The organism is Winogradskyella sp. 266wxhm, from assembly GCF_058964685.1.
On record NZ_CM179559.1, the window covers coordinates 2532501 to 2557612 of the forward strand.

Here is a 25112-nt window from a genome sequence, read left to right on the forward strand (position 1 = left end):
TAGACAGCTAGGATGTTGGCTTGGAAGCAGCCATTCATTTAAAGAGTGCGTAACAGCTCACTAGTCGAGCGGTTCGGCATGGATAATAATCGGGCATAAACATACTACCGAAGCTATGGACTTGTAAAAGTGGTAGGGGAGCATTGTAGTGTCGTCGAAGGTGTACCGTGAGGTATGCTGGAGAAGCTACAAAAGAAAATGTAGGCATAAGTAACGATAATGCGGGCGAGAAACCCGCACACCGAAAGACTAAGGTTTCCTCAGCTATGCTAATCAGCTGAGGGTTAGTCGGGACCTAACGCGAACCCGAAAGGGGTAGTGGATGGACAACGGGTTAATATTCCCGTACCTGCTCACACTAAAAGTGACGGAGGCGTATATTTGGTGCGAACTGACGGAATAGTTCGTTGAAGCCAGTGGTAACACGGCGATAGTACACTGAGGCTACGGCCAAGGTGATAATCCAGAGAAGCGACTTCCAAGAAAAGCGAGTGAAGCAGCCCGTACCGTAAACCGACACAGGTAGTTGGGATGAGAATTCTAAGGTGCTCGAGAGATTCATGGCTAAGGAACTAGGCAAAATAGACGCGTAACTTCGGGAGAAGCGTCGCCTATCGTAAGATAGGCCGCAGTGAAAAGATCCAAGCGACTGTTTATCAAAAACACAGGGCTCTGCTAAATCGAAAGATGATGTATAGGGCCTGACACCTGCCCGGTGCTGGAAGGTTAAGTGGAGGGTTTAGCTTCGGCGAAGATCTCAAATGAAGCCCCAGTAAACGGCGGCCGTAACTATAACGGTCCTAAGGTAGCGAAATTCCTTGTCGGGTAAGTTCCGACCTGCACGAATGGTGTAACGATTTGGATACTGTCTCAGCCATGAGCTCGGTGAAATTGTAGTATCGGTGAAGATGCCGATTACCCGCAGTGGGACGAAAAGACCCCGTGAACCTTTACTATAGCTTAGTATTGGCTTTGGATAAGTAATGTGTAGGATAGGTGGGAGACTTCGAAGCAGCGTCGCCAGGCGTTGTGGAGTCATTGTTGAAATACCACCCTTTGCTTATCTAGAGTCTAACCTCTAACCAGGGACAGTGCTTGGTGGGTAGTTTGACTGGGGTGGTCGCCTCCAAAAGAGTAACGGAGGCTTCTAAAGGTTCCCTCAGCACGCTTGGTAACCGTGCGCAGAGTGCAATGGCATAAGGGAGCTTGACTGAGAGACATACAGGTCGATCAGGTACGAAAGTAGAGCATAGTGATCCGGTGGTTCCGCATGGAAGGGCCATCGCTCAAAGGATAAAAGGTACTCCGGGGATAACAGGCTGATCTCCCCCAAGAGCTCACATCGACGGGGGGGTTTGGCACCTCGATGTCGGCTCGTCACATCCTGGGGCTGGAGAAGGTCCCAAGGGTTGGGCTGTTCGCCCATTAAAGTGGCACGCGAGCTGGGTTCAGAACGTCGTGAGACAGTTCGGTCTCTATCTACTGTGGGCGTTAGAAATTTGAGTGGATCTGACTCTAGTACGAGAGGACCGAGTTGGACGAACCTCTAGTGTACCTGTTGTTCTGCCAAGGGCATTGCAGGGTAGCTACGTTCGGAAGGGATAAGCGCTGAAAGCATATAAGCGCGAAACCCACCACAAGATGAGATTTCTTTAAAGGGTCGTGGAAGATGACCACGTTGATAGGCTACAGGTGTAAAGGCAGTAATGTCATAGCCGAGTAGTACTAATAACCCGTAGGCTTATTGTACGCCGCTCTTTTTATAAGTACATATTTGTATAGCTCTCTAATTATCATATATCTATGACGTTTATCGTCTTTTTCAATATGTCAACAATATTAGTGTTGACCAAACTATAGTCAACCAAGATTTAAGGTGGTTATAGCGACGGGGCTCACCTCTTACCATTCCGAACAGAGTAGTTAAGCCCGTTAGCGCCGATGGTACTGCTTACTGTGGAAGAGTAGGTCGCCGCCTTTTTTGAAAACCCTTACTATTTATTAGTAAGGGTTTTTTGCTTTTTAGCCAGAGTGTTATTAACCAATTCCTTTTTTAACTACTCTTTTCTATTAAATAGTTATTTTTACCATTAATGGATAATAATAAAGAGTTACGGTTAGCTTGGGATTTTGTAAACAAAAGCCAGCGAAATATTTTCTTAACAGGTAAAGCTGGAACAGGAAAAACAACGTTTCTTCATAGATTAAAATTAAATTCACTTAAAAGAATGGTTATTGTTGCTCCTACGGGTGTAGCAGCAATTAATGCTAAAGGCGTTACTATTCATTCATTCTTTCAGTTACCATTTGGACCTATACTTCCTGATGATACACTTTCTGCTAGTAATGGATTTAAAAATAAGTTCAGTAAAACAAAAATTAATATTATTAAATCGTTAGACCTATTAGTGATTGATGAAATTAGTATGGTTAGAGCTGATTTATTAGATGCTATTGATAAAACGCTTAGACGATATAAAGATAGAAATCAAGTTTTTGGTGGTGTTCAAGTTCTTATGATAGGCGATTTACAACAGTTGTCACCTGTTGTAAGAGATAATGAATGGGAACTTCTCAAACCATTTTACAATAATGCTTATTTTTTTAGTAGCCATGCGTATCAATATTGTAACCCTATAATGGTTGAATTAAAGCACATATACAGACAAGATAATCCTAAGTTTATTAATATTCTAAATGAAATTAGATCTAATAATCTATCTCAGCAATCAATAGAAGAACTTAATAAGCGTTTTGATTCTAATTTTTCACCTTCAGAAAATGAAGGCTATATATTTTTAACCACTCATAATAATAAAGCTGATCAAGTCAATAAATCAGAATTAGATAAACTTTCAAGCAAAACAGTAAGTTATTCAGCTAAAGTTGAAGGTAAATTCCCTGAGTTTTCCTATCCTAATGAGGATAAATTAGTGTTGAAAGTAGGTGCGCAAGTCATGTTTATTAAAAACGATAGCTCTCCAGAAAAACGCTTTTTCAATGGGAAAATAGGAAAAGTAATTCATTTGGATAGAGACGAAGTTGTTGTAAAATGTCCAGATGATGATTTTACAATCATAACTAAACCTGAAACCTGGGAAAACATAACTTACAAAGTAGATAAAGAAACAGACGCTATTACCGAAGACAAAATTGGCAGCTACACGCAGATGCCTTTACGCTTAGCTTGGTCAATTACAATTCATAAAAGTCAAGGTTTAACCTTTGAAAAAGCTGTTATTGATGCAGAAGGTGCTTTTGCTCATGGACAAACCTATGTTGCTTTGAGTAGATGTAAATCTTTAGAAGGATTAGTTTTGAAAAGTAAAATTGATTCAAGACATATTATAAGTGATACCAATGTTTTAAACTTTACTAAACAAGCTGAAGAAAACCAACCAGATGTTGTCGAATTAGAGCAATCAAAATCTATATTTCAGCTTCAATTAATTTCAGAAGTTTTTGATTTTTTTCAATTTATATATCCTGTAAATAGAGTTTTAGATATTTATTATAAAAACAGAGGAAGTATTGAAGGCAATTTAGAGCAACCTTTAATCAATATAAAGGATTGTGCTACAAACTTACTGAAAGTAGCCAATTCATTTAAAATTCAACTAAAAGAATTAGCTAAAGTTAAGTTGCCAGAAAATGATCAAGTTATACAAGAGCGTTTTAAAAAAGCTATTACTTATTTTACTGAAGAAACTAAAAATAAGATTATTGATGCATATCAACACTTTAGTTTTAGCACAGATAACAAAGCTTTAAATAAAGATATTAGTAAACAATTAGATGCGATTGAAGAATTTATAGCGATTAAAAAACTCTATTTTTCTGAGTTGAAAGAAGGTTTTGAAGTCAATAAGTTTTTAGGATTAAGAGCTAAATCGGTCTTTTTAACTAAAGACAAACCAAAAAAGCTAAGAAAAACAGTCGTTGATGGTACAACAAATATCGAGTTATTTGAATTATTAAGAGAGTTAAGAAATACACTTGCTCAAGAACATGATTTAATTCATTATCAAATATTCACCCAAAAAGCACTTTACGAGATGTGCGAAACCTTACCAAAGACTAAAAAAGAATTATTACAAGTCAATGGTTTTGGTAAAGTGCGAGTTGAAAAGTATGGAAACGATATTCTATTAGTAATTAGAGAGTATTGTGAAGAGAATGATATTGATACTTCAGATGCAAATCAATTTGAATTTGTAGAAGAAAAAAAACCTAAACGTAAAAAAGGCGACACACAAAAAGAATCTTTAGCGCTTTTTAAAGATGGTAAAACCATAGAAGAAATTGCTCACATTAGAGAATTAAATGAAAATACAATTTTTGGTCATTTAGCTAAATTCATTAAGTCTGGTGAAATTAAAATTTACGATTTAATGCCAAAAGCGCATTATCAAGAGTTAAAAGAATTGATCCCAAAACATACATTTGATACACTTTCAGATTTAAAGCATCAACTAGATGATAAATATAGTTATGGTGAAATCAGATTGGTTTTAGAAGAATTAAATTCATAAAAAAGGCTTCAACATTACATGCGAAGCCTTTTCAGTTTTATATTATTGAAAATGTTATCCTTTAATAACACCTCTAGAAATTACAATCTTTTGGATTTCAGAAGTACCTTCATAAATCTGAGTGATTTTTGCATCACGCATTAAACGCTCTACGTGATATTCTTTAACAAAACCATTTCCACCGTGTATTTGTACAGCTTCAACCGTTTGTTCCATTGCAACTTTACTAGCGTATAATTTTGCCATAGCGCTAGACATATCGTAATTGTTACCTTGGTCTTTGTCCCAAGCAGCTTTCATAACTAACATACGTGCAGCTTCAATTTCTGTATACATGTCTGCAAGTTTAAAAGCAATAGCTTGATGGTTACATATTTCAGTACCAAAAGCTTTACGTTCTTTACTATATTTTAAGGCTAGCTCGTAAGCACCAGAAGCAATACCTAAAGCTTGTGCAGCAATACCAATACGTCCACCAGAAAGTGTTTTCATTGCGAATTTAAAACCAAATCCGTCTTCACCTATTCTGTTTTCTTTTGGTACTTTAACATCGTTAAATTGAAGTGTATGTGTATCACTTCCTCTAATTCCTAATTTATCTTCTTTTGGACCAACATCAAAACCTTCCATGCCTTTTTCAACTATAAAAGCATTGATTCCTCTATGTCCTTTTTCTCTGTCAGTTTGTGCAATTACTAAGTAAACATCAGCACGACCACCATTAGTAATCCAATTTTTTGTTCCGTTTAAAACATAGTGATCACCTTTGTCTATAGCAGTAGTTTTTTGCGAAGTTGCATCACTACCTGCTTCAGGTTCACTTAAACAAAACGCACCAATTTGTTCACCAGTTGCAAGTTTAGTTAGGTATTTTTGCTTTTGTTCTTCGCTTCCATAAGCTTCAAGACCGTAACAAACTAAAGAGTTGTTTACAGAAACCATTACAGAAGCAGAAGCATCTATTTTAGATAATTCTTCCATAATTAATACGTAAGAAATGGCATCCATACCACTACCACCGTATTTTGGATCTACCATGATTCCCATAAAACCAAGTTCGCCCATTTTTCTCACTAATTCTTGTGGGAATTGTTGTTTTTCGTCACGTTCTATAACACCAGGTAATAATTCTGTTCTTGCAAAATCACGAGCAGCGTCGCGAATCATCAAATGTTCTTCTGTAAGATTAAAATCCATGTAATATCTTAATTATTGATTTGATAAAAATTTCTTGCAAAGATAATTTTTTATTGCGGTATTTTCAATAAGTAGTATTATTTTTACTAATATGTTAAAATCAAAATATAAAGTCATCGGAGTAATGTCGGGAACATCATTAGATGGCATAGACATCATATTCGCAACCTTTGATTTTGATGAGTATTGGAAGTTTGAAATAAAAGAAGCCATTACTTTTCCTTATAGTGAACGTTGGAAGAAAATGTTGAGTCATCTAACTGGAGAATCAATGAAATCACTTCAAGATTTAGATGAAGATTATTCCACTTTTTTAGCAGAGCAAATCCAGATTTTTATTGATAGTGATAAAATTGAAGATATAGATTTTATTGCTTCTCATGGTCATACAGCTTTACATCAACCAGAACGAGGTTTGACATACCAAATTGGTAACCGTCAAATCATAGCAGATATTTTGAAGCAAAAAGTAATTTGTGATTTTAGAGTTCAAGATGTGGAATTTGGTGGGCAAGGAGCTCCGTTAGTTCCAATAGGAGATCGCTTACTTTTTCATAACTATGATTTTTGTTTAAACCTTGGTGGTTTTGCAAACATATCTTATGAAGAGGGTGATGAAAGAATTGCTTTTGATATCTGTCCTGTAAATATTGTGCTAAATCATTATGTTGCCCAAATACATTTGGAATATGATGATAAAGGACAATTAGCAAAAGAAGGTAGCATCAATGAAGAACTATTGAATAAACTGAACAAAATTGAGTTTTATAAAAACAAACCTCCTAAATCTTTAGGATTAGAATGGGTAAACAAAAACATTTTTCCTTTAATAGATGCATATCAGCTAGAGCTAAAAGATATTCTAGCAACATTTGTTGAACATATTGCCATTCAAATTTCAAAAGTTTTAAACATATCTAATAAAAGTGTTTTGGTTACAGGTGGTGGAGCTTATAATGATTTTCTAATTAATAGAATACAAGAACTTTCTAAAACTGAAATTGTAATCCCGAGCAAAGAAATTATAGAATACAAAGAAGCGTTGGTCTTTGGGCTCCTAGGAGTTCTAAAAGATCGAAATGAAATTAATTGCTTAAAAAGTGTTACAGGAGCAAGTCAAAATCATTCTTCAGGTAAAATATTAATTCCGAAAATTAATAATTAATTCACTTTTTAGGCTTTTTTGTTTTTTATATTTGTTTCAACTAAAAATTAACTAAAATTGATAAAAGAGTTACTTCACAAGTACGAAGATAAATCCCCAGAAATAGTCTTTCATTGGAATGACCCAGAAACCGAAGCAGAAGGTTGGACCGTTATAAATTCTCTTAGAGGAGGTGCTGCAGGAGGCGGTACCAGAATGCGTAAAGGTTTAGATATGAATGAGGTTTTGTCATTGGCAAAAACCATGGAAGTTAAATTTACAGTGTCTGGTCCTGCTATAGGTGGAGCCAAGTCAGGTATAAACTTTGATCCACAAGATCCAAGAAAAAAAGGAGTTTTAGAGCGTTGGTATGCTGCTGTTTCTCCTTTGCTGAAAAGCTATTATGGAACAGGAGGTGATCTAAATGTAGATGAAATTCATGAGGTAATCCCAATCACGGAAGAAAGTGGTGTTTGGCATCCTCAAGAAGGTGTTTTTGAAGGACATTTTAAACCAACACAAGCCGATAAAATCAATAGAATTGGTCAGTTGAGACATGGTGTTATCAAAGTTTTGGAAAACCCAACGTATTCACCAGATGTTACTAAAAAGTATACTGTAGCAGATATGATTACGGGTTATGGTGTTGCAATTGCAGCAAAACACTTTTATGACATCAACGAAGACTCTATCTATGGTAAGCGTGTTGTTGTACAAGGTTTTGGTAACGTTGGTGCTGCTGCAGCATTTTATTTTGCTCAAATGGGAGCAAAAGTAGTAGGAATTATAGATATCGTTGGAGGTTTGATTAATGAAGAAGGTTTTTCTTTCAAAGAAATTACAGATCTCTATTTGAATAAAACAGGAAATACTTTAGTAGCCGATAATTTAATTCCTTTTGAAGAAATTAATAAGCGTATTTGGTCTTTACAAACTGAAGTTTTTGCTCCTTGTGCAGCTTCTAGATTGGTAACCAAAGATCAGATTGATCAAATGATTGAAACAGGTTTAGAGGTTATTACTTGTGGAGCTAATGTGCCTTTTGCTGATAAAGAAATATTCTTCGGACCAATAATGGAACACACCGACCAAAAGGTAAGTTTAATTCCAGACTTTATTTCTAATTGTGGAATGGCAAGAGTTTTTGCGTATTTTATGGAGCGAAAAGTCCAGATGACAGATGAGGCTATTTTTAATGATACTTCTGAAGTCATAAAAAAAGCACTATTAGAAGTTCAAGAAAATAATTCAACTAAAAAAGGTGTAAGCGAAACAGCTTTTGAAATAGCACTACGACAACTAATATAAAACATCCCTTAATATGGAAACCGTAATAATTCTCGTTTTTGTTTTTGGCTACTTAGCTATAACATTAGAGCATAATATTAAAATTGACAAGTTAATCCCAGCACTTGTTATGATGGCGATAAGCTGGGCATTGATTTCTTTAGGAATAGATGATTTTTCTAATTGGTTCGATTCTTCAACTCACAATTTATTAGAAAATTTTGGTTTGATGGAGCATGAAGAGAAAATGCACCTTATGGAGGAAACCTTACTGCACCATTTAGGAAAAACAGCTGAAATATTAGTATTCTTATTAGGAGCTATGACGATTGTTGAAATCATTGATTACTTCGATGGCTTTTCTACGATAAAGTCAGCAGTAAATTTCAACAGTAGAAAAAAACTGTTGTGGATGTTCTCAATATTAGCATTTGTATTATCAGCTATTATCGATAACCTTACAGCTACTATTGTATTGATATCTATACTTCAAAAAATTGTAAAAGACAGAAGCGTAAGAATTTGGTATGCAGGTTTAATCATTATTGCTGCAAACGCAGGTGGTGCATGGTCGCCAATTGGTGATGTTACAACTACAATGCTTTGGATTGGAAATAAGGTGTCTACAGGACATTTATTTGGTTATTTATTTTTACCATCTGTTTTATGTATGGCAGTACCAACGTTCATAGCTTCTATGTTACCTGTTTTTAAAGGTGAAGTGGAACTTCAAGAAGACGATGGTAAAGCTAAAAGTAAGTTTAGCTCAACTATGTTATTCTTAGGTTTAGGCGCTATTGTGTTTGTACCAATTTTTAAAGTAATTACGCATTTACCTCCTTATGTTGGTATGATGTTATCTCTTGGTGTAGTAGCAATATTTGCTGAAGTGTATAGTAATTCTAAATTCGCTATTTCAGAAGCTAATTCAGGAGAGCACGAAGCCCATGCAAGCCATAGTCCAGTACATCATTCATTGTCAAAAATTGAATTACCAAGTATATTATTTTTCTTAGGTATTTTAATGGCTGTAGCTGCATTAGAGTCTTTAGGTATTTTATTTGGTTTTGCAGATTCTCTACAAACATCAATGCCAATGTTAGGCACTGAGCTTCATGGTGAAGGTGTTTCAGACCTTGTAGTGTTATTATTAGGTGTTGGTTCTGCAGTAATTGATAACGTTCCATTAGTAGCGGCTAGTTTAGGAATGTTCTCTGAGCCTTTAGATAACGAGTTGTGGCACTTTATTGCTTATTCTGCAGGTACAGGAGGAAGTATGCTAATCATTGGTTCGGCAGCAGGTGTTGTAGCTATGGGTATGGAAAAAATAGATTTCTTTTGGTACTTAAAAAAGATATCTTGGTTAGCTTTAGTAGGATTTTTGGCAGGAGCAATTGCATTTATGTTTACTAGAACTATATTCTAATATAATTTAGAACAAAACTTAGCGTTATAACTAACACAACTTAAAACTTAAAAAATTAATTATATGATATTACTAAGTAATATTCAAGATGGATCGGAGGTTTTACCTGAAGGTGAACAAGTAGAGAAAACGCTTTCTATTATTGAGCTTATCACCACTGGTGGTACAGCTGGTATGATTATTATACTAATTCTGTTTTTACTTTTAATAGTAGCTATATACATTTATTTTGAACGATTGTTCACCATTAAATCAGCTTCAAAAGTAGATTCAAACTTCATGAATCAAATAAAAGACCATGTTAGTAATGGAAAAATTGATTCTGCTCAAATGTTATGCGCACAACAAAATTCACCAGTATCAAGACTTATTGGTAAAGGAATTACAAGAATCGGGAAACCTTTAGAAGATATCAACACAGCAATAGAAAATGCAGGTCGATTAGAAATTTACGGTCTAGAAAAAAACGTTAGTGTTTTGGCAACTATATCTGGTGCAGCACCAATGATAGGATTTTTAGGTACGGTTATTGGTATGATAATTTCTATATTCGAAATCGCAAATTCTGGAGGATCGATAGATATAAAAACTTTGGCAGACGGACTCTACACAGCAATGACCACTACTGTAGGTGGATTAATTGTAGGTATTGTTGCTTATGTGGCTTACAACCATTTAGTGGTGAAAACCAATAAGGTGGTTTATCAAATGGAAGCTAATTCTGTAGAGTTTCTAGATCACTTAAACGAGCCTATCTAATATGAATATCAGAGGAAGAAATAAAGTAACACCAGAATTCAATATGTCGTCCATGACAGATATTGTTTTTTTGCTGTTAATATTTTTTATGATTGCATCTACATTGGTTTCGGCTGAGGCGATAGACTTATTATTGCCAAGTTCTACAAGTAAAACAACACAGACAAAAAACGTTTCTGTGAGTGTGAATAAAGATTTGCAATACTTTGTGGAAATGAAACAGGTGTCTAAAAGTCAATTGGAAGCTGAAATATTAGCGAAAGTAGGCAATTCAGATACTCCAACGATTACTATTCGTTCAGACGAAAATGTAGATTTAAAACATGTTGTTTATATTATGGATATAGCCAATAGAAATAGAATAAAATCTACGTTAGCAGTTAAATCACAATAATTAAATTTTCAGATTTAATAAAACCATCATATTAAGGTGAAATACTTAGAAACCAAACACGAACAGAATTCTGCAAAAATTACAGCACTTGTTGTTGTGATATTGCTTTTGCTTTTGTTTGTTGCAGGTCCTAATTATTTAGATCCACCGGAAGAATATGGAGTTGCAGTCAATTTTGGAACTACAGATGTTGGCAGTGGTAATAAGCCTTTAAGCGAACCAAGAAAAGCTGTGCAAGAAGAGGTTGTAGAAGAAACGCAACCTGAAGAAACAGAAGTTACTCCAGCAGCACCAGCCGAAGCAACTCCAAAAACGGAGGATGTAATGACGCAAGATGAAGCAGAAGCAATTGCTATAAAAAAGCAAAAAGAAGCTGAGGCAAAAGCAAAAGCAGAGGCGGAAGCCAAAGCTAAAGCTGAAGCAGAACGAATCGCTAAAGAAAAAAGAGAAGCCGAAGAGAAAAAGCGTAGAGAAGAGGAGGAAAAAAAGCAAAAACTAGATAATCTTATTGGTGGAGTGAAAAATGCTAATGGAAAAGATGATGGAGGCGAAGGTCCAGATAATAAAGGAGGTAATAAAGGAGAGTTAGATGGTAATCCTTATGCACCAAGTTATTTTGGAGGTTCAGGACCTGGTAAAGGAGGAGTAGGTTATGGGCTAGGTGGTCGTGGTCGTCCATCACGCCAAATCTATAAACAAGATTGTAATGAATATGGTCTGGTAGTTGTTAGAATAGAAGTGAATCAACAAGGTAAGGTTGTTAAGGCAACACCTGGTATTAAAGGTACTACCAATACAGCACCATGTTTATTAGAACCTGCGAAGAAAATCGCTCTATCTCATAAATGGCCAGCAGATTCTAATGCTCCTACAACTCAAGTAGGTTTTGTGAGTATTAATTTTGATGTAGGTCAGTAAACCATGAACTATCAAGATACTGTGAGTTGGATGTTCCAACAGTTACCTATGTATCAAAATAAAGGTAAATCTGCTTTCAAAAAAGATTTATCTAATACATTAAAACTTTCAGCACAGTTACATCATCCAGAACAAAAGTTTAAATCCATTCATGTTGCTGGGACTAATGGTAAAGGTTCTACAAGCCATATGATGGCTTCAATACTTCAAGAAGCTGGTTACAAGGTTGGGCTTTATACGTCACCACATTTAAAGGATTTTAGAGAGCGAATACAAATCAATGGTGATGTTGTGTCAAAACAATTTGTTACAGGCTTCATAAAGCGAAATAAAGCGTTTTTAGAGTCTAATAATTTGTCTTTTTTTGAAATGACTGTTGGTATGGCTTTCGACTATTTTGCAAAAAAACATGTTGATATTGCTATTATCGAAGTCGGATTAGGTGGTCGGTTAGATTCTACTAATATTATTACACCCGAATTATCTATAATTACCAATATAGGATTTGATCATACCCAGTTTTTAGGAACTACTTTACCAGAAATCGCTTCTGAAAAAGCAGGTGTTATCAAACAGAACATTCCAGTTGTAATTGGAGAAACACAACATGAAACGGAAAATGTTTTTAAAAATAAGGCTGAGGAGAATAATTCTGAAATCTATTTTGCAGACCAATTGATACATGACGTTTTAGAAAGTGATTTAAAAGGAACGTATCAGCTTAAAAATATAAAAACAGTAATGCAGTCTGTTGAAGTTTTACGAAAATCAGGCTTTAGAATTACTGAAACACATTTAAAAAATGGACTTTTAAATGTGGTAAAGAATACAGGTTTACAAGGAAGATGGCAGATTCTAAATTCTAACCCTAAGATTATATGCGACACAGCTCATAATAAAGAAGGGCTAACTTATATTTTTGACCAGATTGTGAAGGAAAGTTTTAATCAACTCCATATTGTTTTGGGTGTTGTAAATGATAAAGATTTAAATTCTATTATAAGCTTACTACCAAAAAACGCGACATATTATTTTTGTAAACCTAATGTGCAACGTGGATTAGACGAAAATACACTTAAGGATTACTTTCACGATAAAGGTTATGTAGGCAAGTCTTATGTTAGTGTAAATGAGGCATTAAAATCGGCTAAAATTAATGCTAATTCAGATGATTTAATTTATGTGGGAGGAAGTACTTTTGTTGTGGCAGAAATAATTTAATTTTTTTCAAAAAAATATTTTGAGATATCAAAAACTAATCTATCTTTGCAGTCCAAATAAATAAGGGCGCGTAGCTCAGTTGGTTCAGAGCACTTGGTTTACACCCAAGGGGTCAGGGGTTCGAATCCCTTCGCGCCCACAAAAGTTCACAGAAATGTGAACTTTTTTTGTTTATAAAGGGTCATTAACTCAGTTGGTTTAGAGTGTTACCTTGACAGGGTAGAAGTCACTGGTTCGAATCCAGTATGACCCACTTAAAAAAGGAAATCCAAACATTTTGTTTGGATTTTTTATTTCTAGATATACTCTAAAATACGTTCTAAAGCCATACCTCTGGAGCCTTTAATCAGCAGATAGGAGTTTGATAAATCTAGAGCAGGTAATAAGGGTTTTAGTTCTTCAAAAGTTGAGAACTTATTTATGGAATCTTTGGTGTTGGTTTCAAAGAAGTTTTTACCAACCAAATGCACATTGTTTGAAAAATTTTCTTCAATAAAGTTTACAATAGCTTGATGTTCTTTCTTTGCCGAATCGCCAAGTTCAAACATGTCTCCTAGAAATAAGTATTTATTGCCACTAGGCAGTTGTTTAAAGTTTTTTAATGCAGCAAGCATACTTGTTGGGTTGGCATTATAAGCATCTAATATTATTTTAGTGTTATTACCCTTTTCGATAATTTCTGAGCGGTTATTGTTAGGTCTATAGCTTTCAATAGCCTGTTTTATATTTTGGGAACTGACCTTAAAATGTTGTCCTATGGCTACAGCTACTGCAATATTACCGTAATTGTAATCGCCTATGAGTTGACTATTAATTTGTGTGTCATTAAAGCTTAATACAACATAAGGATTAGCTTCCTTAAACTTAATGGTATGATTGTTAGTAGATGTAGTACCAAAGGTTATAATCTTTGGATAATCGTTTATTTGTTGTATTTGTTTGTTGTCATCAGTATTGATAAAAGCTGTTTTGTTGTTAACCTTCAAATATTTGTAAAGTTCAGATTTACCTTCTATAATACCTTCTTCACTCCCAAAACCTTCTAAATGAGCTTTGCCGAAGTTTGTAATTAATCCATAGTCTGGTTGTGCTATGTTACAAAGAGATTCAATTTCTTTTTTGTGATTAGCACCCATTTCTACAATACCAAAATCTAAATTTTCATTGAAGCTTAGTAAAGTTAAAGGAACTCCAATGTGATTGTTTAAATTCCCAACGGTAGCTTTGACATTGAATTTAGAAGCTAGTACAGCATTTATCAGTTCTTTTGTAGTGGTTTTGCCATTACTACCTGTTAATGAAATGATCTTTATACCAATTTCATTTCTGTGGAATTTTGCCAATTCTTGTAACGCGATTAATGAATCGTTAACTAGAATGCAATTTTCATTTATCACAGCATTTTCGTTGTCAACAACACAATATTTTGCACCGCCTTCAAAAGCTTTATCTACAAATTTATTACCATCAAAATTATCGCCTTTGAGAGCAAAATACATACAGTCTTTATGAAGCTTTCTCGTATCTGTAGATACTGAGGAACAGGCTTTGAATTGTTTATATAGTTCTTCTATTTTCATATATCTAAAATAAAAAAGTCCTGATAATTTTATCAGGACTTTCTTAAAATTTATTTAACGAATATTAGTTACGCTTCTTTCCGCCAGCTTGAGATTTAGAACCAACTCTAGATACTGCACATCTAAAGCCAATATAATCTGTAGCCATATCTTGTGGGAAGTAACGACGTTGCGCTGGATCCATCCAGTAAGCTCTATCTCTCCAAGAACCTCCTTTATAAACTCTTACATCATCATTAATTAAAGAAGTTCTATTGTTAGATTTATCGTACTCTCTTACAAGTTTACCTTCTGTAGAATCTACCTCAACACTATGTTTAGGTGAGTTATACATTTTTCCTGTATTATTTGATTCATCATCAAAGTTTGATCTATAGTAACGAGAAGAACGCTTGTCACCATCTCTAAAGTTTCTGTTGTCACTTGTGCTAAAGTTATCTCTTAAGTAAGTTTCTTCTTCATCAATTGGAACTTTTGCGATTTCACCTGGTAAATCTCTAGCGATGATTTTACCATTACTTAATGTATCGTATACGATTTCATCAACAGTTACAATCTTTACAGAACCATCTTCGTTGATAGCATTTTTAGTATAAACGTTACCTCTATAGTAGTTAAAGTCATTAAACTCATCATCTACAATAGGTCTGTAAACATCAGCTACCCATTCTGCAACGTTACCAGCCATATCATATAAACCAAAATCATTTGGCTCATAAGATTTAACTTCAGCTGTAATATCAGCACCATCGTCAGACCATCCTGCGATTCCACCGTAATCACCTTTACCTTGCTTGAAATTTGCTAACTGATCTCCACGGTTAACACGTTTTCCAGATCTTGTGTATTGACCATCCCAAGGATATTTCTTACGACCTCTGTAAACGTTGTATTCTCTAAGTTCACTAAGACCAAGTGCAGCATATTCCCATTCAGCTTCAGTAGGAAGTCTATATTTTACAGGAATTAAGCCTGTTTCTCTACTTGCGTAGACGTTAATTGGGTTACCTTCTGCATCAGTTTGTTGTCTACGTTTACCACCTTCTAATACTTCAGTGTTTCCACCGTAAGTTTCAGATGGTGCATTGATGTAGGTGTCAGTGCTAAAAGTACTTTCTGCACTTACATCAGTAAGGTGAGCATCTCTTTTGATGTACCCAGCTTCTTGTAATGATAATTCAGCTACACGGTCTGTTCTCCAGTTCGCATATTCTACAGCTTGTATCCAGCTTACACCAACTACAGGGTAATTAGCATAACCAGGATGACGAAGGTAGTTTTCTGTCATCATTTCATTATAACCTAAACGATTTCTCCAAACTAGAGTATCAGGCAGGGCACCTTGATAAATTAAAGAGTAGTTTGGGTCGTCTGGTGGATATACATTCTTTAAATAATATAAATAAAGAGTATAGTTTAAATTCGTTACCTCATTCTCATCCATGTAAAAAGACTGTACATGTTGTTGGTTAGGTGTGTTATTCCAATCGTGCATTGGATCATCTTGTACTTTACCCATTGTAAAAGTTCCACCTTCAATGAACGCTGTTCCTGGAGGAGTTTCTTGTTCTTTAAACTGGGTGTTGTACTGAAAACCACCTTTTTTGTCGTTAATTTTCCAGCCAGTAGCACTATCTACATTGCCAGAATTAGAAGAACGCTTACAACTCACAATCGAGGCGCAAAGCGTTATTGCTAGTAAAAATTTTAGGTTTGAGACATTTTTCATATCCATACGTTTAAGTAAGCTCGTTAAATTTTAGATGCGCAATATAACAATTAAAGGTAAACTAACAACTTTTTTTTGGGTCAAAATTCAAAAAAATGTGCATTTCATCCTTTTTTTTGAACACGATAACGGATTTTTGGTCGATTTATCGTTGTTTTTTGCTCTTTAAGAACGACTGTCTAAATAAATTATTGTTGTACTTTTGAAATTAAAATTGCAATCTTATAATAAGGTGTTTGTATAGACGTTATTTTACAGAGCATATTAAATGTCTCAAAATGTGCTAATTTCTATGCTCACTAATCTAAATTGAATGAAGAAAAATTTTCTTGTATTTATTTTATTGTTCACTCTAAATTGCTTTGCACAGCAAAAACAGTTTAGTATTAATTGGACAAACGATAAAGTGTTACAAACAGATTTTGGTAAACTTATAGTTCCTGCTTTTGATACCGAACATTTTAATTACAATGACGAAAGAGGATTAACTTATTATGCGCAATGGGAAAATAATGGAGGTTTTATAGATGAGAACTCAGTAACAGTATCTAATGTAGCGTTTCAAACTATGGCCCAAAGCGAATTAAAAGATTTAGATCCAAAACTTATTCCTAGTTCAATTACCTATAATATATATAATGTAAACGCTCGTGGTAATCGATCTTATTACTTTCAAATAAGCCCTATTATAAAAGAGAATGGTGTTTATAAGAAAATAACGTCATTTTCTATACAATATAATACAAGGGCAAGTAGAAACGCTGTTACTTCAAATAGTGTAAATGCAATTACTAATTCTGTACTTAGTTCTGGTCAGTGGTATCGTTTTTATATAGAAAGATCAGGAGTGTTTAGACTATCAAAAAGTTTTTTAAATAGCCTAGGCATAAATACAAATGCAGTAGATCCAAGAACCATTAAGATTTACGGAAATGGAGGTAGAATGTTACCTTTATCTAATGCTGAAAATTACCCGTTTGATGTTGTTGAAAATGCCGTAAGATTTGTAGGTGAAGAAGATGGAAGTTTTGATAATGGAGATTATATCTTGTTTTATGGTGAAGGGCCAACGACCTACAGCCAAGAAAGTGACACAAATTTAAATTTGTATACAGACCGCACCTATTATTATGTTAATGTGGGTTCAGGTTATGGAAAAAGAATTGAAGCTATGCCAACAATTACAGCAGAAGCCGATATTCAAATAAATACATTTCAAGATTATCAGTTTTATGAAGTAGATGAATATAACCTAGCAAAACTTGGACGTAGGTGGTATGGTGATAATTTTAGTATAGAAAATGAGAGAGAATACAATTTTCAATTCCCTAATTTAGTATCCACAGAGCCAGTTCATCTTTCAGTTGGTCTTGGTGCTGTTTCAGAGCAAGCTTCAAGTTTTAGTATTACCGTTAATGGTAGTGCGGTTTCAACTCAAGGTTTAAACCCTATAGTGGATGGATCAGTTATGGCATCTGGTTCTACTTACTCAGGTGACATAAATATAACATCAGATGATATTTCGGTAGTCCTTAATTATAATAATAATGGTAACCCCTCTGCGGATGGTTATTTGGATTACATAAATATTGAAGCTATAAGAAATCTTATATATGAAGGAAGCCAGCTTGTATTTAAGAATGATGAAGTGGTTACAACACCCGGAATCGCAGAGTATACTTTGTCTAATACTTCAAATGTGAGAGAAATTTGGGATATAACAGATCGTTTTAATGTCACAGGTTTATCTAATTCTAATAACGAAAGTACTATAGTTTTCAAAGCGCAATCTGGTGAAGAACGTACTTATATAGCATTTTCAAATTCAAATACTTTTGAACCTCAAAGAGATGCTCGCTCTTCAGTAGCAAATCAAAATTTAAAAGGAACGATATTTAATGATAATCAAGGTCAGTTTGAGGATATAGACTATATAATACTTGCACCAAATCAATTATTGTCACAAGCAGAGAGGTTAGCCCAAATCAATAGAAACCAATACAACTTAAATGTAAAGGTTGTGGATTTACAAACGGTTTACAACGAGTTTAGTACCGGAAGTCAAGATATCGCAGCTCTTAGAAACTTCATTAAATATGTGTATGACAATGCAAGTAATCCTAGTGAACGACTAAAATATGTTTGTCTATTTGGTGAAGGCTCTTACGATTATAAAGATAGAATTAGAAACAACACTAATTTAGTTCCATCATGGTATTCCTTACCCAGTTTTAGTTTGACCAATTCCTTTGTCTCTGATGACTTTTATGCCATGTTAGACGATAATGAAGGAGCTATGACAACTGCAGATAGGATGGATGTTGCTGTTGGAAGAATTTTAGCAGAAGACATTCAACGAGCAACGGAAATGGTAGATAAAATAGATGCTTATTATAAGGAGCAATCTTATGGTAGTTGGAGGAATAATATAGTAATGATTTCCGATGATATAGACGAAGCTTGGGAACGTGTATTGCAAGAAACAACAGAAGAAATAGCGACTAATATAGAAGAGGAAAGACCTTTTTTTAATGTTGTAAGAATTCATACGGATGCTTTTCAGCAAGAATCATCTTTAGCTGGTGATAGATACCCAAAGGTTAATGAAGCTATTAAAGACGCTATAGAAGTAGGTGCGTTAATGGTTAATTATTTTGGACATGGTGGAGAGGACGGATTAGCCAAAGAACGTATTTTTGATAAGTTTGATGCACAAGAAGTCAACAATATTTGTAAATACAACTTATTCGTTACGGTAACTTGTGAGTATACAAAATTTGATGATCCTGGTAGAGATACTGCTGGTGAATTTACTTTTTGGAATACAAACGGTGGTGCTATAAGCTTAATAACAACTACAAGACAAATCTTTGTTAATGTTGGGGTTTCTTTTAATGAAGTGTTAGATGATTATCTTTTTGCTTTTGACTCTAATGAATATACTTCTATAGCAGAAGCTTTACGATTAACAAAAGCCAGCAACAGCATAGCAGGAAATACTCAAAAACGTTTAGTGTTTTTCATTGGAGATCCAGCAATGAAACTGGCAGTGCCACAACCAAATGTTAGGTTAACTAAAGTTAACGATGTTGATATTAGTCAGGCAACAGATATCTTAAAGGCACTTAGTTACACTAAACTGTCAGGAGAGGTAACCGATGTTAATGGAAATTTACTATCTAATTATAATGGTACGCTAACAGCTACAGTGTTTGACAAAGAAATAGAGCGTCAAACCTTAGGTAATGATGGAGTAACAGATAATAATGGATTGATTTTAATGGATTTTGAAACTTTAGGCGAAATCATTTTTAAAGGCCAAGCTACAATTATAAATGGTCAATTTGATTTTGATTTTATAGTGCCGAGAGACATTGGTATTCCTGTTGGAAACGGAAAAGTCAGTTTTTATGCGCAAACTACAAGTCCTCTGGTAGATCAAACAGGGGCAAATTTTGATATTCAAATAGGTGGTATTAATGAAAATGCACCTGAAGATAATATTGGGCCTTTGATCAATCTATATATGAATGACGAAAATTTTGTGTCAGGTGGTATTACAAATGAATCTCCAAGCTTATTGGTAAAGCTACAAGATGATAACGGAATCAATACAGCCAGTGGTATTGGGCATGATATTACAGCTATAATAGATGGAGATGAAACTAACCCTATTGTTCTAAATAATTACTATCAAGCCAATATCGATGATTATACAAATGGTACGGTTAACTATCCTTTCAGAGATTTAGAGCCAGGATTACACACCTTAACTTTGAAGGCTTGGGATGTATACAATAATTCATCTACTGCAGAAATCCAATTTACGGTTTATGATAAAGATGAAGAATTGGTGATAACAAATGTTTTAAACTACCCTAATCCATTCGTAAACTATACTGAGTTTTGGTTCAACCATAACAGCCCTGATCCATTAGATGTATCAGTTCAAATTTTTACTGTATCAGGAAAGTTAGTTAGAACGTTAAATGGGCAAACAGGTTCTGAAGAGTGTTGTAATGGTGGTTCTTCCTCGCTTTCTAGAAATATTGTTTGGGATGGAAGGGATGATTTTGGTGATAAAATTGGAAAAGGTGTTTATGTTTATAAACTAAAAGTGAAATCTAACCGTTTAAATAAACAAGTTGAAAAAATCCAAAAACTTGTAATACTATAATAAAGATTTATATTTGCTAACGATTTAGTGCTACTTTTTTAGTGCTAAAAATCAAAAAATAAAATGAAAAAATACGGACTACCCATAATCGCTTTTTTAGCATTAAATTTAATCTACGCTCAGAATACAGTTCAGATAATTCCTAACTCAGATGATACTAGAGTAATCACTACTGGTGTACCATTTATGCTTATTGCACCAGATGCAAGATCAGCTTCAATGGGTGATATGGGTGTAGCTACTTCGGTTGACGGATATTCGCAACAATATAATCCAGCAAAATATGCTTTTTCCGAGGCTAAATCAGGGGTGAGTTTAAGTTACACCCCTTATTTAAGTAAATTGGTTAACGATATTTCAATTAGTTATGCAACATATTTTAATAGGCTAAACGAATATAGTGCTGTTTCAGCAAGTTTTAAATATTTCAGTTTAGGACAAATAGACTTAACAGATCAAACCAACCCTGGTCCAGGAGAGGAAATAGTATATACACCTGTAAAACCTAACGAATTTACATTTGATGTCGCTTATACCTTAAGGTTAGCGGATCAATTTGCTATGGCAGTAGGTGTTAGATATATGAGATCTAATCTTAGAATTGGTCAATTGCCTAATTCAAATGCGCAACCTGCAAGTTCTTTTGGTGCGGATATAGCTGGGTACTATCAAAGTGAAGAGGAAGCTTATAATGATTTTAATGGTAGATGGAGATTAGGGTTTGCTATACAAAACTTAGGCCCAAAGTTTAAGTATGATGATGGTGGAGCTGAAAATTTTCAACCAACTAATTTGAGATTAGGAGCAGGGTTTGATTTTATATTTGATGAATATAATAAATTAGGAGTTACTGCCGAAGTAACTAAGCTTTTAGTCCCAACTCCACCAATTTTAGGAGAAAGAATAGTTTTTACAGATGTTAATGAAGATGGAGTTTTTGATGAAGACGATGGCGATTTTCAGACAGATGAACAATTAGCAGCTTCTGAAAATAACGTAATAGTTGAAGGTCAGGATAATAATGTGAGTTTTCTTAATGGGGTTTTTCAATCTTTTGGAGATGCACCAGGAGGTTTTAGTGAAGAATTAAAAGAGTTTACTTACGCATTAGGTGCAGAATATACATATCAAGAAAGTTTTGCTTTTAGATTAGGCTATTTTAATGAAGCTGAAGATAAAGGTGCTAGAAAGTTTTTTGCTTTAGGAGCAGGTTTTAAGTACACTACTATAAATGTAGATTTATCATACCTGTTTTCTGCATCAAAAGTACAGAGTCCTCTAGAGAATACGCTGAGGTTTTCATTGACTTTTAATTTTGGAGATGGTGAGTATGACGAATATTAGAAAGCAATTATAAATTAAGATATAAAAGACTATTGTTTTGTAATAAAGCAATAGTTTTTTTGTCTAAAAGCGATACTGAAATATGAAGGAAATCAACATTTCTACGCAATTACAGGTTTATGATGATTGTAGTGAGCTTACTGAAGATGTACAAAGTCTAATGAAAGCTGCTGTAAAAGCAAGGGAAAATGCTTATGCGCCTTATTCAAAATTTAATGTTGGTGCAGCTTTATTGTTAGATAATGGTGAAGTGGTAATAGGGAGTAATCAAGAAAACGCTTCTTATCCATCCGGACTTTGTGCAGAGCGTACAGCGGTTTATTATGCAGGTGCAAAGTATCCCAATTCCAAAATAATAAAAATGGCAATTACGGCATCGTCCCAAAATCAAATAACTGATTCTCCAATCCCTCCATGTGGTGCTTGCAGACAAAGTATTTCTGAGTACGAAATAAAACAAAAACAACCGATTGAAATCTTCTTCATGGGAGTCAAAGGAAAGGTTGTAAAATCTAACTCACTTGCCAATTTATTGCCTTTAGGGTTCGATAGAAGTTTCCTATAACGATTTCGTAACAAATTTTACGATATACAGTTTTTTCGTTACTGTCTAATATGTTATTTTTGTTATTCGATTTTTAAAGAACTCATCAAAAAATGCAAAAAATAACAAAAGAGGTATACCTTAAGTGGTACGAGGATATGTTATTCTGGCGTAAGTTTGAAGACAAACTTGCCGCAGTTTATATTCAACAAAAGGTTAGAGGATTCCTTCACCTATACAACGGTCAAGAGGCTGTATTAGCAGGAGCATTGCATGCTATGGACCTTTCAAAAGATAAGATGATTACAGCGTACCGTAATCACGTTCAGCCAATCGGAATGGGTGTAGATCCAAAGCGAGTTATGGCAGAATTGTATGGAAAAGCAACAGGTACTTCTCAAGGTCTTGGTGGTTCTATGCACATTTTCTCTAAAGAACACCGTTTTTATGGAGGTCATGGTATCGTTGGTGGTCAGATTCCTTTAGGTGCAGGTATTGCATTTGGAGATAAATATCACGGAAGTGATGCCGTAACAATTTGTTGTTTTGGTGATGGTGCAGCAAGACAAGGTTCGCTTCACGAATCTTTTAACTTAGCTATGTTATGGAACTTACCTGTAGTATTCGTTTGTGAAAACAATGGTTATGCTATGGGTACTTCGGTAGAGCGTACAGCAAATCATACAGACATCTGGAAATTAGGTTTAGGTTACGAGATGCCTTCAGGTCCTGTAGATGGGATGAACCCTATTAAAGTAGCAGAAGCTTTTGATGAAGCTATTCAACGTGCAAGAACAGGTGGTGGTCCGACATTCTTAGAGGTTAAAACTTACCGATATAGAGGGCATTCAATGTCTGATGCACAGCACTACAGAACAAAGGATGAGGTTGAAGAATACAAGAAGATAGATCCTATAACTCAGGTGAAAGATATTATTCTTGATAAAAAATATGCTACAGAAGCAGAGATAAAAGATATAGACAAACGCGTTAAAAAATTGGTTTCTGAATGTGAGAAATTTGCTGAAGAATCACCATTCCCAGAAAAGAATGTGATGTACGATTCAGTTTATGAGCAAGAAGATTACCCATTTATACAACACAAATTATAAGCTATGGCAGAAGTAATAAATATGCCTCGTTTGAGTGACACCATGGAGGAAGGTACTGTTGCAACTTGGTTAAAGAAGGTTGGCGACAAAGTAGAAGAAGGTGATATTTTAGCAGAAATTGAAACTGATAAAGCAACAATGGAGTTTGAGTCTTTCCATGAAGGAACATTATTACATATTGGTGTTCAGGAAGGAGAAACTACTAAAGTAGACGAGCTTTTAGCTATTATTGGTGATGAAGGTGAAGATATTTCAGGCTTGTTAGGTGGAGGTTCTTCAAAAGAAGAAACTAAGTCAGAAGAAAAGGCTGAAGATAAAGAAGAAGAAATAACTGAAGATGATTCTACAGAGAGTAGCTCAGAAGAATTGCCTGATGGTGTAACTGTTGTGACTATGCCACGCCTAAGTGACACCATGGAAGAAGGAACCGTTGCAACTTGGTTAAAGAAAGTTGGTGATGAGGTAGAAGAAGGTGATATTCTTGCTGAGATTGAAACTGATAAAGCTACTATGGAGTTTGAGTCTTTTCAATCCGGAACGTTATTGCATATTGGTTTAGAAGAAGGTCAGTCAGCAAAAGTTGATGCTTTACTAGCTATTATTGGTCCTGAAGGAACGGATGTTTCTGGTGTGGCTAAGAATTTCACTGCAGGAGGTGGTTCAACGGCTAAAAAAGAAGAAAAGAAAGAAACAAAATCTGAGTCTAAAAAAGAAACACCTAAGGCAGAAACTAAAAAGACAGAAGAAAAGAAAGAGGAAGTAAAATCTTCAAGTTCAGATTCTGGAAGAATATTTGTATCTCCTTTAGCTAAAAAAATGGCAGAGGAAAAAGGTATTAAACTTTCTGATGTTAACGGTTCAGGTGAAAATGGACGTATAGTAAAAAGAGATATAGAGAATTATAAATCGAGTCCAAAAGCTGAGACGTCTGCTGCTGCTGCAACTGTTACTAACTTTGCTATTGCAGGGGAAGAAAGTACAGAAGAGGTTAAAAATTCCTCGATGAGAAAAGCTATTGCTAAATCTCTTGGTAACTCTAAGTTTAGTGCACCTCATTTCTACTTAAACATTGAAGTAGATATGGATAACGCTATGGCTTCTCGTAAGACTATAAATGAATTACCAGATACAAAAGTATCTTTCAACGATATGGTGGTGAAGGCCTGTGCTATGGCATTGGTTAAGCATCCTCAAGTTAATACAACTTGGGCAGACGATGTAACTAAGTATCACAAACACATCCATGTTGGTGTAGCAGTGGCTGTAGATGAAGGTTTAGTTGTACCTGTAATAAAACATACCAATGCATTAAGCTTAACTCAAATAGGTGGTGCAGTACGTGATTTAGCTGGTAAAGCAAGAAACAAAAAGATTAAGCCAGATGAAATGACAGGTAGTACATTTACAGTGTCTAACCTTGGAATGTTTGGTATTGAAAGTTTTACTTCAATCATTAACCAACCTAACTCAGCTATTTTATCTGTTGGTGCAATAGTTCAAAAGCCTGTGGTTAAAGATGGTCAGATAGTTGTTGGTAACACAATGATGCTAACGTTAGCTTGTGACCACAGAACAGTAGATGGTGCTGTAGGTGCTCAATTTTTACAAACATTGAAAAGCTATATTGAGAATCCTGTAACAATGCTTGCTTAATGCATATTGTTGCTAATCAAAATAGATTTCAATAATCATAAACTAATCCTGATTTGATAATTTACAAATCAGGATTTTTTATATTTAAACTTTAA

General features: G+C 34.7%; 16 protein-coding genes, 2 tRNA genes and 2 rRNA genes (1 of these 20 only partly in view). 17 read left to right on the forward strand and 3 right to left on the reverse strand.

The annotated features are described in order from the left end of the window. The 3 genes from AC2H4K_RS11240 to AC2H4K_RS11250 all read left to right on the forward strand — a co-directional run. A 23S ribosomal RNA gene (locus AC2H4K_RS11240) occupies positions 1–1749 on the forward strand; it begins 1069 nt to the left of the window's first position. A gap of 123 nt (positions 1750–1872) precedes the next feature. Beyond that, positions 1873–1981 (forward strand): 5S ribosomal RNA (gene rrf / locus AC2H4K_RS11245). Positions 1982–2093: 112 nt separating this feature from the next. Then, positions 2094–4532, forward strand: a complete 2439-nt coding sequence (locus AC2H4K_RS11250; protein ID WP_281141598.1) for a helix-turn-helix domain-containing protein — start codon at positions 2094–2096, stop codon at positions 4530–4532. 54 nt (positions 4533–4586) lie between these two features. Here AC2H4K_RS11250 and AC2H4K_RS11255 read toward each other — a convergent pair whose 3' ends face one another. Continuing rightward, a complete protein-coding gene (locus tag AC2H4K_RS11255) occupies positions 4587–5729 on the reverse strand; it encodes an acyl-CoA dehydrogenase (RefSeq protein ID WP_281141597.1) in 1143 nt (380 codons plus the stop codon). Between the two features lie 91 nt (positions 5730–5820). On the opposite strand from AC2H4K_RS11255, the gene AC2H4K_RS11260 reads away from it, so the two are divergent. The 9 genes from AC2H4K_RS11260 (at position 5821) to AC2H4K_RS11300 (ending at position 13131) form a co-directional block, all read left to right on the forward strand. Beyond that, positions 5821–6894 carry an anhydro-N-acetylmuramic acid kinase gene (locus AC2H4K_RS11260; protein WP_281141596.1) on the forward strand — a complete coding sequence of 358 codons (1074 nt, stop codon included), beginning with the start codon at positions 5821–5823 and terminating at the stop codon, positions 6892–6894. A 60-nt stretch (positions 6895–6954) separates the two neighbouring features. Beyond that, positions 6955–8181 carry a Glu/Leu/Phe/Val dehydrogenase dimerization domain-containing protein gene (locus AC2H4K_RS11265; protein WP_281141601.1) on the forward strand — a complete coding sequence of 409 codons (1227 nt, stop codon included), beginning with the start codon at positions 6955–6957 and terminating at the stop codon, positions 8179–8181. Between the two features lie 13 nt (positions 8182–8194). After that, the gene (gene nhaD / locus AC2H4K_RS11270) at positions 8195–9586 is read left to right on the forward strand and encodes a sodium:proton antiporter NhaD (RefSeq protein WP_281141595.1); all 1392 of its coding nucleotides are present in this window, start codon (positions 8195–8197) and stop codon (positions 9584–9586) included. Between the two features lie 63 nt (positions 9587–9649). Then, positions 9650–10345 (forward strand): MotA/TolQ/ExbB proton channel family protein, encoded by a 696-nt coding sequence (locus AC2H4K_RS11275; protein ID WP_281141594.1) that lies wholly within the window; start codon positions 9650–9652, stop codon positions 10343–10345. Position 10346: 1 nt separating this feature from the next. Then, positions 10347–10739, forward strand: a complete 393-nt coding sequence (locus AC2H4K_RS11280) for an ExbD/TolR family protein (RefSeq protein WP_281141593.1) — start codon at positions 10347–10349, stop codon at positions 10737–10739. Between the two features lie 36 nt (positions 10740–10775). After that, positions 10776–11657 (forward strand): energy transducer TonB, encoded by an 882-nt coding sequence (locus AC2H4K_RS11285; protein ID WP_281141592.1) that lies wholly within the window; start codon positions 10776–10778, stop codon positions 11655–11657. Positions 11658–11660: 3 nt separating this feature from the next. Beyond that, a complete protein-coding gene (locus AC2H4K_RS11290; RefSeq protein ID WP_493742406.1) occupies positions 11661–12878 on the forward strand; it encodes a bifunctional folylpolyglutamate synthase/dihydrofolate synthase in 1218 nt (405 codons plus the stop codon). Positions 12879–12942: 64 nt separating this feature from the next. Beyond that, positions 12943–13017 (forward strand) — tRNA-Val (locus AC2H4K_RS11295). 39 nt (positions 13018–13056) lie between these two features. Continuing rightward, positions 13057–13131, forward strand: a tRNA-Val gene (locus AC2H4K_RS11300). Between the two features lie 43 nt (positions 13132–13174). On the opposite strand, the gene AC2H4K_RS11305 is transcribed toward AC2H4K_RS11300, so the two are convergent. Both AC2H4K_RS11305 and gldJ read right to left on the reverse strand, forming a co-directional pair. Further along, entirely contained in the window at positions 13175–14458 is a 1284-nt protein-coding gene (locus tag AC2H4K_RS11305) for a UDP-N-acetylmuramoyl-tripeptide--D-alanyl-D-alanine ligase (RefSeq protein WP_493742407.1), read from the reverse strand. Positions 14459–14522: 64 nt separating this feature from the next. Next, positions 14523–16193, reverse strand: a complete 1671-nt coding sequence (gene gldJ / locus AC2H4K_RS11310) for a gliding motility lipoprotein GldJ (protein ID WP_493742408.1) — start codon at positions 16191–16193, stop codon at positions 14523–14525. Between the two features lie 307 nt (positions 16194–16500). Between gldJ and porU the strand changes: the two genes are divergently transcribed. The 5 genes from porU to AC2H4K_RS11335 all read left to right on the forward strand — a co-directional run bounded on the left by porU (position 16501) and on the right by AC2H4K_RS11335 (position 25017). Beyond that, a complete protein-coding gene (gene porU, locus AC2H4K_RS11315) occupies positions 16501–20364 on the forward strand; it encodes a type IX secretion system sortase PorU (protein ID WP_493742409.1) in 3864 nt (1287 codons plus the stop codon). A gap of 63 nt (positions 20365–20427) precedes the next feature. Beyond that, complete coding sequence (gene porV, locus AC2H4K_RS11320) at positions 20428–21708, forward strand: type IX secretion system outer membrane channel protein PorV (RefSeq protein WP_281141586.1); 1281 nt, start codon at positions 20428–20430, stop codon at positions 21706–21708. 82 nt (positions 21709–21790) lie between these two features. Beyond that, a complete protein-coding gene (gene cdd, locus AC2H4K_RS11325; RefSeq protein WP_281141585.1) occupies positions 21791–22273 on the forward strand; it encodes a cytidine deaminase in 483 nt (160 codons plus the stop codon). Between the two features lie 92 nt (positions 22274–22365). Further along, complete coding sequence (pdhA, locus tag AC2H4K_RS11330) at positions 22366–23364, forward strand: pyruvate dehydrogenase (acetyl-transferring) E1 component subunit alpha (RefSeq protein WP_281141584.1); 999 nt, start codon at positions 22366–22368, stop codon at positions 23362–23364. Positions 23365–23367: 3 nt separating this feature from the next. Then, the gene (locus AC2H4K_RS11335) at positions 23368–25017 is read left to right on the forward strand and encodes a pyruvate dehydrogenase complex dihydrolipoamide acetyltransferase (protein WP_281141583.1); all 1650 of its coding nucleotides are present in this window, start codon (positions 23368–23370) and stop codon (positions 25015–25017) included. Positions 25018–25112 lie beyond the last annotated feature (95 nt).